Below are 13,578 nucleotides of genomic sequence, written 5' to 3' on the forward strand. Positions count from 1 at the left end.
AGGGATGGAAAGGATTATAAGACTGATAAAGGGAGAAAATTGAGTTTCATGAGGGGCATTTTTATAAGTTGTTGGATAAATCACAAAAAAAGAAAAAAGTTAGAGGGTACCCTTTTCGGACACCCTCTTTTATTTCTCCCTCGACTATTGGTGTTGTTCACGCAACAGATCATTTACCGTCTTCACCGGATTAAATGTAGAAAGCGGAACTTCCACAAATACCGTACTCCAATCACTCATGGCACCATTCCACAAGCCGGGAAGCTCAAGAGCTTTCAAGTCTTTACCACTCTTCGACTTATAAGATATGAAGCCTGTGGCTTTATCCACGTATCTTACCAGATCAAACTTATGTCCTTTGTAATCACGTACCGCACAAACCAAATCTACCGGATTGAAGTGGGTACCTTTCTCAAACATTTCTTTAGCTTCCGGATTATTCATATCGATCTGTGAACTTTCAAGGATTTGCAATGAAATCGTTCCGTCACTGTTATAAGCAAGGAACGGACCGCCACCCGGTTCACCCACATTCTTCACCATACCACAAACACGCATCGGGCGGTTCAATTTATTCTTCAGATAGATGACCAATTCAGCATCTTCCAGATCCTTCGTTTCTGGATTCTTGCAGAAAAGTTTCTTCTGCACAAATTGCAGAATATCCATTACCTGTTCGTGTGTGTAACGACCGCTATCCAAAAGTTCCAGATATTCAAAAGCCTGCTTCTGGAGGGATACCAGTACACCGGCAATCAATTTCTTATAAAGCACCGTATCACCTTTTAATCTGTCCGGAACGACATTGTCTATATTCTTAATAAAAATCACATCCGCATCCAAATCGTTCAGGTTCTCAATCAGTGCTCCATGACCACCGGGGCGGAACAAAAGCTTGCCATTATCGCGGAAAGGCTGGTTTTCCATATCAGCCGCAATCGTATCGGTACTTGGTTTCTGCTCGGAAAAACTAATATTATAATCTACTCCATAACGTTTGGCAAAGGCATCGGCTTTCTCAGCTACCAATGATTTAAAGAGTTCACGATGTTCGGTTGAAACAGTAAAGTGGACATTCACCTTTCCGCTTTTACCGGCAGCGTACATAGCACCCTCCGCCAAATGTTCTTCAAGCGGAGTACGTGAGCCTTCTTCGTACTTATGGAACTTGAGCAAACCTTTCGGAAGTGCACCATAGTTTAATCCCGCTACGTTCAGCAATCCTGAAACAACTGCCTTGTAGTCGCCGTCTGCAATCAAACCGGGAATGTCTTTACCTTCTATCCTCATACAAGCAGTATTCAGATCATCATAGAAAGCAAATTTCTCAATTGAGGCAAAGAACGTTTGTTCGAACTTTGTAGTCGGCTCAGCATAGTCAGCATCCAGAAATTCAAAAAGATTTTTGAACATACGGCTGGCAGCACCCGAAGCGGGTACAAACTTTACAATCGTTTTGTCAGAATTGGTATAAGCATCCCAGGCTGCGAGATAAGCTTTCTGTTCTTCGGCATCGGGAGCCAGAATACCTTTTTCTACAGATGCGGCAGCATCTAATTTCAAATAAGGAAAGCCTTTTTGGAAACAAGTCAACTGTTCAGCGATTTGTACTTCCGAAATGCCTTTTTGGGCAAGCAATTCTTTGTCTTCAGGTGTTATCATACTATCTAATTTTATTAATTCATGCCCAAAAATACAAAAAAAGGAAGAGGACACCCTACAAAACCCGGAAAAAAACTATCTTTACCGACGATAAATTTGAGCTGCTTATGGAAAGAGATGAATTCTTTACGAAAGAAGAGAGAGAATTATTGTTCTCACTATACAAAAAACTACTGCACCTCACCGGAGAAACCTTACAAAAAGGAGACTGCAGAAAGCTGAAAAAGCACCTTATCGACTCCACACAGAACAATGCGATGCAAAGGGACAGTTTCGGTCTGAATCCTGTCATCAAAGATATGCAGACTGCTGTAATCGTGGCCGAAGAAATCGGTATGAAACGGGCATCTATTCTGGGTATCATGTTACACACACCGGTGCGTTGTCACTCGTATACAATAGAATATATTCAACAGGAGTATGGTGAAGATGTAGCCGGAATTATCCGGGGACTCATTAAGATTAATGACCTTTACGATAAGAGTCCGACTATCGAATCGGAAAATTTCCGTAACCTGTTGTTGTCTTTTGCCGAAGACATGCGTGTGATCCTGATCATGATTGCCGACCGTGTAAACGTGATGCGGCAAATAAAGGATGCCGAGAATGACGAGGCCCGCAGACGAGTGGCTAATGAAGCCGCCTATCTGTACGCTCCGTTGGCTCACAAACTGGGATTGTATAAACTGAAATCGGAGCTGGAAGATTTGTCATTGAAGTACACCGAACATGACATTTATTACCACATCAAAGAGAAACTGAACGAAACGAAAAAGTCACGTGACCGTTATATTGCCAACTTCATCGCTCCGATACAACGGAAACTGGAGGAAGCGGGACTGCATTTTCACATGAAAGGACGCACCAAATCCATTCATTCCATCTATCAGAAAATGAAGAAACAGAAATGCCAGTTCGAAAACGTGTATGACTTGTTTGCCATACGTATCATTCTGGAATCCCAGTTCGAAAAAGAAAAGCAGGAATGCTGGCAGGCTTACTCCATTGTGACGGATATGTATCAACCTAATCCGAAACGTCTGCGTGACTGGCTGTCGGTTCCCAAAAGCAATGGTTACGAATCATTGCACATCACTGTAATGGGGCCGGAAGGAAAATGGGTCGAAGTGCAAATCCGTACGGAACGTATGGACGAGATAGCCGAGCGCGGACTGGCCGCACATTGGAGATACAAAGGCGTGAAAGGTGAAAGCGGGCTGGACGAATGGCTGACTTCAATACGCGAAGCATTGGAGAATACAGAAAACGACCTGGAAATGATGGATCAGTTTAAACTGGATCTGTATGAAGACGAGGTATTTGTGTTTACGCCGAAAGGAGACCTCTTCAAACTGGCAAAAGGAGCTACGGTACTCGATTTCGCTTTCCACATTCACAGCAAATTGGGGTGTAAGTGCATCGGTGCAAAGGTGAACGGTAAAAATGTACAGCTGAGACAAAAGTTGAATAGCGGAGATCAGGTAGAGATTATGACATCGAACACACAGACTCCGAAACAGGACTGGCTGAACATTGTCACTACCTCAAAAGCCCGTACGAAGATCCGCCAGGCCCTGAAGGAAATGGTAGCACGCCAGCACGATTTCGCCAAAGAAACATTGGAACGGAAATTCAAAAACCGGAAGATGGAATATGACGAAGCAGTAATGATGCGTCTGATCAAACGCCTGGGATTCAAGAATGTGACAGAGTTTTATCAGAATATTGCCGACGAAGTGCTTGACGTGAACGACATTCTGGATAAATACATCGAACAACAGAAACGGGACGGTGAACGTGATGAAGTGATCTACCGCAGTGCCGAAGAATACAACCTGCAAAACCAGATAGACGAAACCACTGTCACTAAAGAGGATGTACTCGTCATTGACCAAAACCTGAAAGGACTGGACTTCAAGTTGGCCAAATGTTGCAACCCCATATATGGAGACGACGTATTCGGATTTGTCACTGTATCCGGAGGTATCAAGATTCACCGCAACGACTGCCCCAATGCGGGACAGATGCGCGAACGTTTCGGATACCGTATTGTCAAAGCACGCTGGGCCGGAAAATCGGAAGGTACTCAATATCCGATCACACTCCGTGTAGTGGGTCATGATGACATCGGTATTGTGACCAATATCACCTCTATCATATCAAAAGAGAATGGCATCTCACTGCGTTCCATTGGAATTGATTCGAACGACGGACTCTTCTCGGGCACACTGACCATTATGGTGAGTGACACCGGACGACTGGAGGCACTGATTAAAAAGCTACGCACAGTGAAAGGTGTAAAACAGGTTAGCAGAAACTGAGAATGGAAAAATTCAGTATAAAAAAAAGGATACAAAGCTTCGGATATGCCTGGAAAGGCATTCGGAGTTTTGTAAGCAAAGAGCATAATGCCTGGATACACTGTGTGGCAATCATCACAGTAACAATCGCCGGATTTTACTTCGGTATCACCCGGAACGAATGGATAGCCATCATACTTTGTTTCGGAATGGTATTGGCAGCGGAGGGATTCAATACAGCTATAGAAAGATTAGTCAACCTCGTATCCCCGGAACACAATCCGATTGCAGGTGATGTGAAAGATATTGCGGCAGGTGCAGTGCTGATATGTACCATAGTTGCCGCCATCATAGGAGTCATTATCTTCATGCCTTATGTGCTTGCGGTTTTATTGTGCAACATGGGATAGACAATAAAAACGAACTCCGTAGTTTTGCGACAATTCATCACCAAACTACGGAGTTTGTTTTTCAGATATACATATATCGTTTATCTCACCTTCTTCCTTTTAAAATAAGGATATGTAATCAGGACAAAGAAAGCCAGAGCCACGATTGCCGCCAACAATCCTACCCGACAAACCACATGTTCATTAGCTGTGAGATGTAAGTGACAGGCAGATGCAATACCTAAGCCGACTCCAAGTTCCCATGCAAGTAAATGAGTCGTATTGGCCGTGCCACGCTGGCAATGTTGAGACAGCTTGACAAACATCATCAAGAATTCCGGAGTAACCAATCCAAGTCCTAATCCCATCAATATTGCTGCCGGGACATTCCAACCGGTTTCAGGAGAAAACAACAAAGCCATCGCTCCGATCATTGTTATCAACCCGGTGACTATCTGCAGCCATATCTTGTTATCATAACGGAAAAACAGTCTCACCACCATTACTGACAAGAGAAAACCGACTCCGGCCAAAGCAAAGAAAGGTATCAGTTCACCTCCTACCGGCACATCACTTGGCGCACCGGCAAGCACAGGAAGCAACAATCCGGGCACAAAAGCGATCAACATCAGGTTAAATGCCGGAATAAATCCACGGGGAAGCAGAAAACGGTCCATCGAACAAACTTTCATCCCTATTGGTGCACGGAAAGGCACATATACCCTCGACACAAACAGCATTCCCAAGGCTCCCGATGCGACAGAAACATATAACAGAGTTTCAAAGCCATGTGTCCGGAATAAAAACACTCCCAACGCTGTCCCTATAATCATCCCCAGACGTGCTGCCCAAGAAAAGACTACATTGCCGGCACTGCGAAAAGTGGAATTGGTGACATCAATGGCCAATGTAATGCCTGCCGTAGCAGCCATTCCAAAGGAGATTCCCTGTACCAAGCAAAGCAACAACAGATGTGTGGCACTTTGCACAAGTGTGTAACCGGCAGTCGCCGCTACCATTATCCCAAACGAAAGCATACATATATATTTTCGCTTATAGACATCGACCAGATACGCATGAAACGGGCCGATAAAAAACATGGCAAGCGTAAAAAGTATATATATTCCCCCCGTCTGACTGACTGGCACGCCCAAACGTGAAGCCATCACTACCGGAAGCACAGGGTACAACAGGTACAGGGATATGAACAACAATAAATTAGCAAGGCATATCCGCATAAAATGCAATGTCCATAATTTAGTTGCCATACGACAATTAATATTGTTCTTTCTCGTTCGGGAAGTCGCAGTTCTTTACGTCCGAAACATAGTGGCTGATTGCATCAGTCATCACCGTATAGAGGTCGGCATAACGACGAAGGAAACGGGGGCGGAAACCATTGTTCATACCCAACATGTCCTGAATAACCAATACCTGTCCATCTACATCGCCACCGGCACCAATGCCGATAACCGGAATAGTCAGTTCGCTTGCAACGCGGGCGGCCAATGCTGCGGGAATTTTCTCAAGCACAAGCCCGAAACATCCGGCTTCTTCAAGCAGATGTGCATCACGAATCAGCTTCTCTGCTTCTGCATCATCTTTGGCACGAACGGTATATGTACCGTATTTATTGATAGATTGCGGCATCAGTCCGAGATGTCCCATCACCGGAATACCGGCACTCAGGATACGCTTCACAGTGTCGAGAATCTCTTCGCCGCCTTCCAGTTTCAAAGCATCAGCGTGGCTCTCTTTCATAATACGGATAGCCGAAGCAAGCCCTTCCATCTCATTTCCCTGATAAGAACCAAAAGGCATGTCAACTACTACCATTGCACGCTTCACACCGCGCACAACCGATTTACCATGATAAATCATTTGATCGAGAGTAATAGGAAGTGTAGTTACATTACCTGCCATCACATTTGATGCAGAATCGCCTACAAGGATAACATCGATACCGGCACCATCTACAATCTGCGCCATAGTATAATCATACGAAGTAAGCATAGATATTTTTTCGCCTCTTTGCTTCATCTCGATCAGGCGATGAGTCGTCACTTTTCTTGTGTCATCTGATATATAACCAGCCATATCCAATCTTTTTAAATTAAAAATCGGGCGCAAAGGTATAACTTTTAATTCATACCATACAAGTAAAAGCAAATAAATTAGTGCGTCCGCATCAAAAGGTCAGCAACCATTTTTGCAGTTCATCAGTCCATATCTTTTTATATATGAAGCTATCGCGAAATCCGAAGCTATGTCCGCCTTCCGGATAAATATGCAGTCCGGCAGAGACTCCATGTTTCAATAATGCTGTATAATAGACAATACTGTTGAGAGGAGATACGGCCTGATCATCCTCAGCTAAAACAATAAATGTACGAGGGGTATCGGCTGTGACATGAAGCTCAAGAGATAATGTCTCTTTCAAACTTTCCGGAATAGTTTCTCCCAACATACGTCCGCGTGAAGGCAAATGGGTCAGCCGGTCGTTCATGCTGATAACAGGATAAAGCAATACCTGAAAGTCGGGGCGGTCGGTCCCGGTATAAAGAGTAGCGGCAGTAGCAGCAATATAGCCTCCGATAGAAGCTCCCATAACACCCAGTTGATGGATTCCCCACTCTGCCGACTGACACCGGATCAGGCGAATCGCTTCACGAATATCCTCACGAATCACTTCAACATCACCATGAGGCATGCGATAATTCAGTACAGCGTATGTGATACCCTGATTATTAAACCACGCAGCAAAATCACGTCCTTCATGATCTGAAGCTACTTGATTGAATCCGCCACCGGGACACATAATAATGGCTTTACCTCCTGGCTTACGAGCCGGATAAACCCAAAGAGTAGCCGAAGAAGCATCTTTTCCTAATGAATATTCAATAAAACTCTGTTCCATAACTTTATTCCTTATTATTTAATTTCCTGAATCATCTTTTTCACTATGCCCGGCCCTTCGTAAATAAACGAAGAATAGATTTGTATCAGATTAGCCCCTGCATCCAACATTCGACGAGCATCGAGGGGAGTAATAATTCCGCCAGCTCCTACTATCAAAAGGCTTTTTCCGGCATGGGCACGCAAATAGCTGACTGCTTTTAATGACTTCTCTCCTATCCCACGTCCACTGATTCCACCGGTTCCGATCTTCTGCAACTGTACAGGTGAATAACCTTTTAAACAGGTACGCTCCATGGTAGGTCCGGTAGCTATTACTCCATCTACCCGGTACTGACGAGTGCAGTCGATCACATCATCCATTCCTTTTTCAGTTATATCGGCAGGAAGTTTGAGTAGCAATGGAACATGTATGTTCTGCTCCACACGAAAAGCTGCCAACACCTGGAGTACCTGTTTCATCAGAGCAACATCCACAGATCCCCAATTAAGCGTGAAATAACCTACATAAGGATGTAACTCCTTGTACAGACGCAAAAAGTCCGCCACAGCTTGTTCTCCTTCCGAAGAGGGATTCTTATTGATATTTACACCTAAAACATACGAACCGTGTTTCTGTTCAAGACGGCGTTTAATAATATCCAATCCGGGATTATTGAAACCTGTACGGGAAATTAAAGATTCACACTGAGGTAAGCGAAAAATACGGGGACGGGGATTTCCATCCTGGGCATCGGGAGTGACAGTACCGACTTCAATAAATCCGAAACCATAATCGGCCAATTCATCAAAAACCTCGGCACCTTTATCGAAACCGGCCGACAGGCCGATACGGTTTCGGAAAGTAAGATGGTTCCATATCAACTGTTTGTCGGAACAAGTATAGAGATGACGTATCCAGCATTTGCACCATGGCAAATGCCGGTAACATTTGAGGAAGGAAACCAACAAGGTGTGTACCTTTTCGGGTTCCATCAGAAATAAAACAGGGCGAATCGTTTGCTTATACATGATTTTCTCTCTTTTTTTAATACCATGCAAAGCTAAGGGATTCTTCCCTGAGATACTATTCAATCTTTCTTATCAGATATAACGTGAAGTTATAGTCAGCAGCTTTTCGTAAGTCATTCCTTTGAAATCGTCTATCACATAGTCTGCCTTATCAGTAATAGCTTCGCGTGGATTTGTAGTTGCCAATCCGACAACAGTGGCACCGGATGCTCTGCCGGCCTGTAAACCATGAAATGAATCTTCGAACACATAGGAATCTTTTGAATCGGAACCGAAAATCGTCATTCCCAATAAGAAACATTCCGGATCGGGCTTAGAACGTTTAAACCGCTCAGCAGTCAATATTTCATCAAAAAGGGATTTAAACTCGGGATGTGCACGATAAACATTCTCCATTTTAGCTGTATTGGAACTGGTGACCAAGGCTATTTTTACACCATGCTGACGCAGATCTGCTATAAACTCAACTATTCCGGGAACATAGTCATAACTCATTTCTATTTCAAAACGATTCAATGCCTCGGTTATGTCCCTTTGTTTCTCCGGTTCTCCTGCAAAGTATTTATCATAAATCTGTACCAGCGTCTGACCTTTAACCTTGGAACCGAAGTTTTCATCGTTTACGTACTTTTGTCCCATTTCATTCCAGAAAACAGTATATTGTCCTTCTGTATCGACAATTACACCATCACAATCGAATAATGCGGTAATCTTCTTTGTTGTATCCATAAACATTCTTTTACCTGTTTGTTAAACTCTGTGGGCAAAGTTCAGAATAATCATCGAATCAGGCAAATTATTTGTACCTTTGCCGCACTTAAAAATATGTAACGCTTCACTATATGGCACAACAAACCGATCCTCGTATACTGGGCACAGAACCTATTGGCAAACTTCTGTTACAATACTCCATCCCGGCCATCATCGGAATGACTATTACGTCACTTTATAATATCATCGACAGCATTTTCATCGGGCACGGTGTCGGTCCCATGGCTATCTCCGGACTGGCTATCACTTTTCCGCTAATGAATCTGGTCGTGGCCTTCTGCGTGCTGATCTCTGCAGGTGGCGCCACCATCTCCTCCATACGCCTGGGGCAAAAAGACATCAAGGGAGCAACCGATGTCCTGGGAAATACATTAATGCTTTGCCTGACGAATGCAGTCCTGTTCGGCGGACTGGCTTATCTGTTTCTGGACCCGATATTGTTTTTCTTCGGTGCCAGTACCGGTACACTTCCCTATGCCCGCGATTTTATGCAGGTAATTCTTTTGGGAACTCCCATCACTTATACCATGATCGGACTTAACAACGTGATGCGTGCCACCGGATATCCGAGAAAGGCAATGCTGACATCATTGGTGACGGTTATAGCGAATGTTATCATCGCCCCTGTCTTCATTTTCCATTTCGGTTGGGGAATTCGGGGAGCTGCCATGGCTACAGTCCTGTCACAGTTTATCGGAATGGTATGGGTAGTAAGCCACTTCCGTAACCAAGAGAGTTTCGTCCATTTTATGCCGGGCTTCTGGAAGATGAAGAAACGCATCATCGGCAGTATCTTCTCTATAGGAATGTCTCCCTTCGCCATGAATGTCACGGCATGTATCATCGTCATCCTCATCAACAATAGTTTGCAAAAATACGGTGGTGATATGGCCATCGGTGCCTACGGTATCATTAACCGCCTGCTGATGCTGTATGTGATGGTAGTTATGGGATTAACAATGGGAATGCAACCCATCGTCGGATACAATTATGGTGCACAGAAGATTGACCGCGTGAAACATACGCTCCGTCTGGGTATCATCGTCGGTGTATTGATTACGAGTAGCGGCTTCGTTATCTGTGAACTTTTTCCGCATACAGTTTCGGCTATCTTTACCGACAGCGATGAACTGATTGACATGGCATCGTCCGGACTACGCATTTGCACGCTGATGTTCCCGTTCGTAGGTGCACAAATCGTTATATCAAACTTCTTCCAAAGTATAGGGATGGCTAAGATCAGTATCTTCCTGTCACTCTCACGCCAGTTAGTATACCTGCTTCCGGGATTACTTTTGCTTCCCCCTTTATATGGTGTAAAGGGAGTATGGATCAGCATGCCTGTCTCTGACGGATTGGCTTTCATAACAGCGGTAGTGATTTTGATGGTATATATTAAAAAGGTAAAAGAGAAAGCATCCGGACAGAGCCTCTAACCCTATGAAACCGAGGCTTGATATAGATACGACAGAGGCTCAGTTTCAGTGAAACCGAGCCTCTGTCGTATAGTCTTGAAACGTTACTCAGATTTAATGCTGTTCACCGGATTTTCGTTGGCCACTTTCCATGCCCGCAGCATTACGCTGACAACAATCAACAGCAACACAACCAATGCTATGCTGAGGTATAGCCAGACACTGGGGACAATGGCATCACTAAACTGCTCAAGCCATTTGCCACCGACAAACCAGGCTACTGCTGCACCCAATAGTACAGCAGGTAGGGCTGTCCAGAAAATATCTCTTGAAAGAAGTTGCAAAACATCTCCGGCCTCAGCCCCATTTACTTTACGGATCGCAATCTCTTTACTACGACGACTGACTTCATCGTTAGTATAGCCGAAAAGTCCCATCAAGGTAATCAGCAGGATGGAAATAGAAGCAATGATTACCGAATCGCGGAAACGGCGAATCGCTTCGTATTGCTGATCGATTATTTCCTGCAAAGGGATAAACACAATGTCCTTCGTAGTAAACAGCTCTCCCATCTTTTGATTGAGAGCTTTCAAATTTTGATCGAATGGTTCCTTCAAACGTACATGGGGAGCTCCGGAAGCAAAGGGACTGCTGATATACATCACTATATCCTGAGGAGTATATGCACTTCGTATCGGAAAATCCTTTGCGACTCCCACAACAGGAAGAGAAGTCCCAATATTGACCTGTTTACCTACCGCACTGTCTTCCCAATGCATCTTCCGCACAAATTCTTCATTTACAATAGCCTGTTTGGGAGAATCAAAATTTTTACCATCAATAAGCTGAACTCCCATCATTGACAAAAAGTGGTAATCGCACATTGAAGTATGTGCATCGAAAAGCAACTTTCCTGTACTGTTGTAGACACTGAAACCACTATAGTAATCGGAAATAGGAAACCAGGCAAAAGCAACATCTTCTACCATCGGCAAACGACGTATATCAGAACGGGCATTATCAACTTCGTCATCGCTGAAGTAACACCTCGCAACAGCTATCCGTTCAGGATTATAATTCAACTCACGATTCATCACACTATAGTATTGAAGCAATACAACTACCAATAAACCAAAGACAAAAGGTACTCCGGCAAACTGAACAAAAAGTAACGGGCGCTTCCAGGTTGTCTTCCGTTCGGTATAACGACGAAAAACCTGACTCACCGGAATAGACGAAAACATATATCCAGGTATCACTCCTGCCACGAAAAAAACAACTGCTATCACAAGCAAAGGCACCCATAAGGTCTCCCAAGTGAAAAGTGCACCGACCGAGGCGTTCAGCGTATCCTGAATCAGTTCCCTAAGATTTAGAATCAATAGCCCGACCAATACGAGTGCAGACAATATAATAAACATGGTTTCCCATAAAAACATACCGAATATGTTACCATCACTGGCCCCACTGCATTTATGGACTCCCACTGCTTTTGCACGACGTGCCAATGACGATACGGAAATCAATACATAGTTCAAAGCAGCTATCAATAAAATGGCAAAAGCAAGAACCGACATGATAAGCACCATTTTTCTTACATCCGGCTGACTACTGTGGTACTCAGATATAGGTTGAAAAGAATACTCCTCAGAAAAACCATCCTTCCCCTGCGGAAGATACTTTTTCTGCATTTCCGGTAACCGTCCGGCAACTCTCTTAGGAGCTTCCGTATCATTATGGAAACGAACCACCCCCATGTAACTGATATCATATCCCCAACCGGCACGATCCTCTCCCATCCGCTTATACAAAGTGGCAAACGATACGATTACATCATATTTTAGGTCTGTATTCTCCGGCTGATCGGCAAATACTCCCCGTACAGTGACCGGATAGTTCTTTTCCCATAACATGGTTTGCCCGATAGGGTCTGCATCACCAAAGACACGTCGTGCCAATGATTCATTAATGAAAATAGCGTCGGGAGCCACTAAATCAGCTTTGTTCCCTTTCAACACTTCTACCCCCATAGTTGGGAGGAAGTGATCGTCTGCATAAATAGTCTGCTGTTGATCAAAACGTTCGTTTCCTTTAAAAAATATTTGCTGACCAACATTACGCAGCACAGTAGCCTCTTCCACCTCATCAGGAAAGTTCTCCCGGATAGCAGCAGGCATTGCACCATAAATATAAGGACTTGGCTTCTCCTGCTTTCCTTCATAAGAGTAAGAAGCCTGTATCAGAAACAGGTTCCTTGACTCCGGATAAAAATGGTCATAACTCAGTTCAAACGCGACCCGGGCAAACAGTAGAAGTCCGACAAACAGTCCCAAAGTTAACGAAATAATCTTAATGACATTTGAACTGCGTCCACGGATTAAGGTCTGAATCGTATAATATATGTGTCTTAGCATATTGATCTTTATTAAGCCTTTACACTTGCCACCACGCTACCGTCAAACAGATGCACCGTGCGATGGGCAAATGAAGCATCATGTTGGGAGTGGGTCACCATAATAATTGTTGTTCCCTCTTTATTCAATTCGGTCAACAGATTCATTACCTCCGCACCATTCTTGGAATCAAGGTTACCCGTCGGTTCGTCAGCAAGAATCAATTTCGGGTTAGTCACAACTGCACGGGCTATAGCCACGCGTTGTTGTTGTCCACCGGAGAGTTGCTGTGGGAAATGCTTGGCACGATGACTAATATTCATCCGGCGCAGCATATCTTCTACCATCTGACGCCGTTCAGAAGATTTTATACCCAAATAAGTGAGAGGAAGTTCCACATTCTCGTAAACATTCAATTCATCTATCAAATTGAAACTCTGGAAGACAAAGCCCAGTTTACCCTTACGTACCCGCGTACGCTCCTTCTCCTGAAGAGTAGCTACCTCCTGCCCCATCAACTGATAAGAACCTTCTGTCGGGTTATCAAGTAATCCCAAAATATTGAGCAACGTAGACTTGCCGCAACCGGAAGGTCCCATAATGGCAACAAACTCGCCCTCCTCTATATCCAGGCTCACATGGTTTAACGCTACGGTTTCTACTTCAGAAGTACGAAAGACTTTACTAATGTCATTAATCTGTATCATAATTTATTTTATTT

Annotated in this window: 11 protein-coding genes; 3 read left to right on the plus strand and 8 right to left on the minus strand. The window is 44.1% G+C overall.

The features are described 5' to 3' along the window. Positions 1 to 144 precede the first annotated feature (144 nt). Complete coding sequence (locus KO473_RS00005) at positions 145 to 1,662, minus strand: DUF4301 family protein (RefSeq protein WP_005777505.1); 1,518 nt, start codon at positions 1,660 to 1,662, stop codon at positions 145 to 147. 107 nt (positions 1,663 to 1,769) lie between these two features. Between KO473_RS00005 and KO473_RS00010 the strand changes: the two genes are divergently transcribed. Further along, entirely contained in the window at positions 1,770 to 3,983 is a 2,214-nt protein-coding gene (locus tag KO473_RS00010) for a bifunctional (p)ppGpp synthetase/guanosine-3',5'-bis(diphosphate) 3'-pyrophosphohydrolase (protein ID WP_005820115.1), read from the plus strand. A gap of 2 nt (positions 3,984 to 3,985) precedes the next feature. Further along, complete coding sequence (locus KO473_RS00015; RefSeq protein ID WP_122130792.1) at positions 3,986 to 4,372, plus strand: diacylglycerol kinase family protein; 387 nt, start codon at positions 3,986 to 3,988, stop codon at positions 4,370 to 4,372. An 80-nt stretch (positions 4,373 to 4,452) separates the two neighbouring features. On the opposite strand, the gene KO473_RS00020 is transcribed toward KO473_RS00015, so the two are convergent. The 5 genes from KO473_RS00020 to KO473_RS00040 form a co-directional block, all read right to left on the minus strand. Beyond that, positions 4,453 to 5,619 (minus strand): MFS transporter, encoded by a 1,167-nt coding sequence (locus tag KO473_RS00020; RefSeq protein ID WP_005777500.1) that lies wholly within the window; start codon positions 5,617 to 5,619, stop codon positions 4,453 to 4,455. 7 nt (positions 5,620 to 5,626) lie between these two features. Continuing rightward, the gene (panB, locus tag KO473_RS00025; RefSeq protein WP_005777498.1) at positions 5,627 to 6,448 is read right to left on the minus strand and encodes a 3-methyl-2-oxobutanoate hydroxymethyltransferase; all 822 of its coding nucleotides are present in this window, start codon (positions 6,446 to 6,448) and stop codon (positions 5,627 to 5,629) included. Between the two features lie 91 nt (positions 6,449 to 6,539). Next, the gene (locus KO473_RS00030) at positions 6,540 to 7,268 is read right to left on the minus strand and encodes an alpha/beta hydrolase (RefSeq protein ID WP_181996064.1); all 729 of its coding nucleotides are present in this window, start codon (positions 7,266 to 7,268) and stop codon (positions 6,540 to 6,542) included. 14 nt (positions 7,269 to 7,282) lie between these two features. Then, the gene (locus KO473_RS00035) at positions 7,283 to 8,278 is read right to left on the minus strand and encodes a quinone-dependent dihydroorotate dehydrogenase (RefSeq protein WP_122130793.1); all 996 of its coding nucleotides are present in this window, start codon (positions 8,276 to 8,278) and stop codon (positions 7,283 to 7,285) included. 72 nt (positions 8,279 to 8,350) lie between these two features. Then, complete coding sequence (locus KO473_RS00040; protein WP_005805704.1) at positions 8,351 to 9,007, minus strand: HAD family phosphatase; 657 nt, start codon at positions 9,005 to 9,007, stop codon at positions 8,351 to 8,353. Positions 9,008 to 9,120: 113 nt separating this feature from the next. On the opposite strand from KO473_RS00040, the gene KO473_RS00045 reads away from it, so the two are divergent. Continuing rightward, positions 9,121 to 10,485 carry an MATE family efflux transporter gene (locus KO473_RS00045; RefSeq protein ID WP_101603131.1) on the plus strand — a complete coding sequence of 455 codons (1,365 nt, stop codon included), beginning with the start codon at positions 9,121 to 9,123 and terminating at the stop codon, positions 10,483 to 10,485. A gap of 83 nt (positions 10,486 to 10,568) precedes the next feature. Here the strand turns inward: KO473_RS00045 and KO473_RS00050 are convergent, their stop codons facing one another. Together KO473_RS00050 and KO473_RS00055 are read right to left on the minus strand one after the other, a co-directional pair. Further along, on the minus strand, positions 10,569 to 12,878 hold the full coding sequence (locus tag KO473_RS00050; protein ID WP_216035069.1) for an ABC transporter permease: 2,310 nt from the start codon (positions 12,876 to 12,878) through the stop codon (positions 10,569 to 10,571). An 11-nt stretch (positions 12,879 to 12,889) separates the two neighbouring features. After that, positions 12,890 to 13,564 carry an ABC transporter ATP-binding protein gene (locus KO473_RS00055; RefSeq protein WP_005805698.1) on the minus strand — a complete coding sequence of 225 codons (675 nt, stop codon included), beginning with the start codon at positions 13,562 to 13,564 and terminating at the stop codon, positions 12,890 to 12,892. Positions 13,565 to 13,578 lie beyond the last annotated feature (14 nt).

This window comes from Bacteroides sp. HF-4919 (genome assembly GCF_018860125.1).

Bases quoted from the DNA above. Each gene is read 5' to 3' on its own strand.
- KO473_RS00005 (WP_005777505.1), bottom strand. From the start codon at position 1,662: ATGATAACACCTGAAGACAAAGAATTGCTTGCCCAAAAAGGCATTTCG.
- KO473_RS00010 (WP_005820115.1), top strand. From the start codon at position 1,770: ATGGAAAGAGATGAATTCTTTACGAAAGAAGAGAGAGAATTATTGTTC.
- KO473_RS00015 (WP_122130792.1), top strand. From the start codon at position 3,986: ATGGAAAAATTCAGTATAAAAAAAAGGATACAAAGCTTCGGATATGCC.
- KO473_RS00020 (WP_005777500.1), bottom strand. From the start codon at position 5,619: ATGGCAACTAAATTATGGACATTGCATTTTATGCGGATATGCCTTGCT.
- panB (WP_005777498.1), bottom strand. From the start codon at position 6,448: ATGGCTGGTTATATATCAGATGACACAAGAAAAGTGACGACTCATCGC.
- KO473_RS00030 (WP_181996064.1), bottom strand. From the start codon at position 7,268: ATGGAACAGAGTTTTATTGAATATTCATTAGGAAAAGATGCTTCTTCG.
- KO473_RS00035 (WP_122130793.1), bottom strand. From the start codon at position 8,278: ATGTATAAGCAAACGATTCGCCCTGTTTTATTTCTGATGGAACCCGAA.
- KO473_RS00040 (WP_005805704.1), bottom strand. From the start codon at position 9,007: ATGGATACAACAAAGAAGATTACCGCATTATTCGATTGTGATGGTGTA.
- KO473_RS00045 (WP_101603131.1), top strand. From the start codon at position 9,121: ATGGCACAACAAACCGATCCTCGTATACTGGGCACAGAACCTATTGGC.
- KO473_RS00050 (WP_216035069.1), bottom strand. From the start codon at position 12,878: ATGCTAAGACACATATATTATACGATTCAGACCTTAATCCGTGGACGC.
- KO473_RS00055 (WP_005805698.1), bottom strand. From the start codon at position 13,564: ATGATACAGATTAATGACATTAGTAAAGTCTTTCGTACTTCTGAAGTA.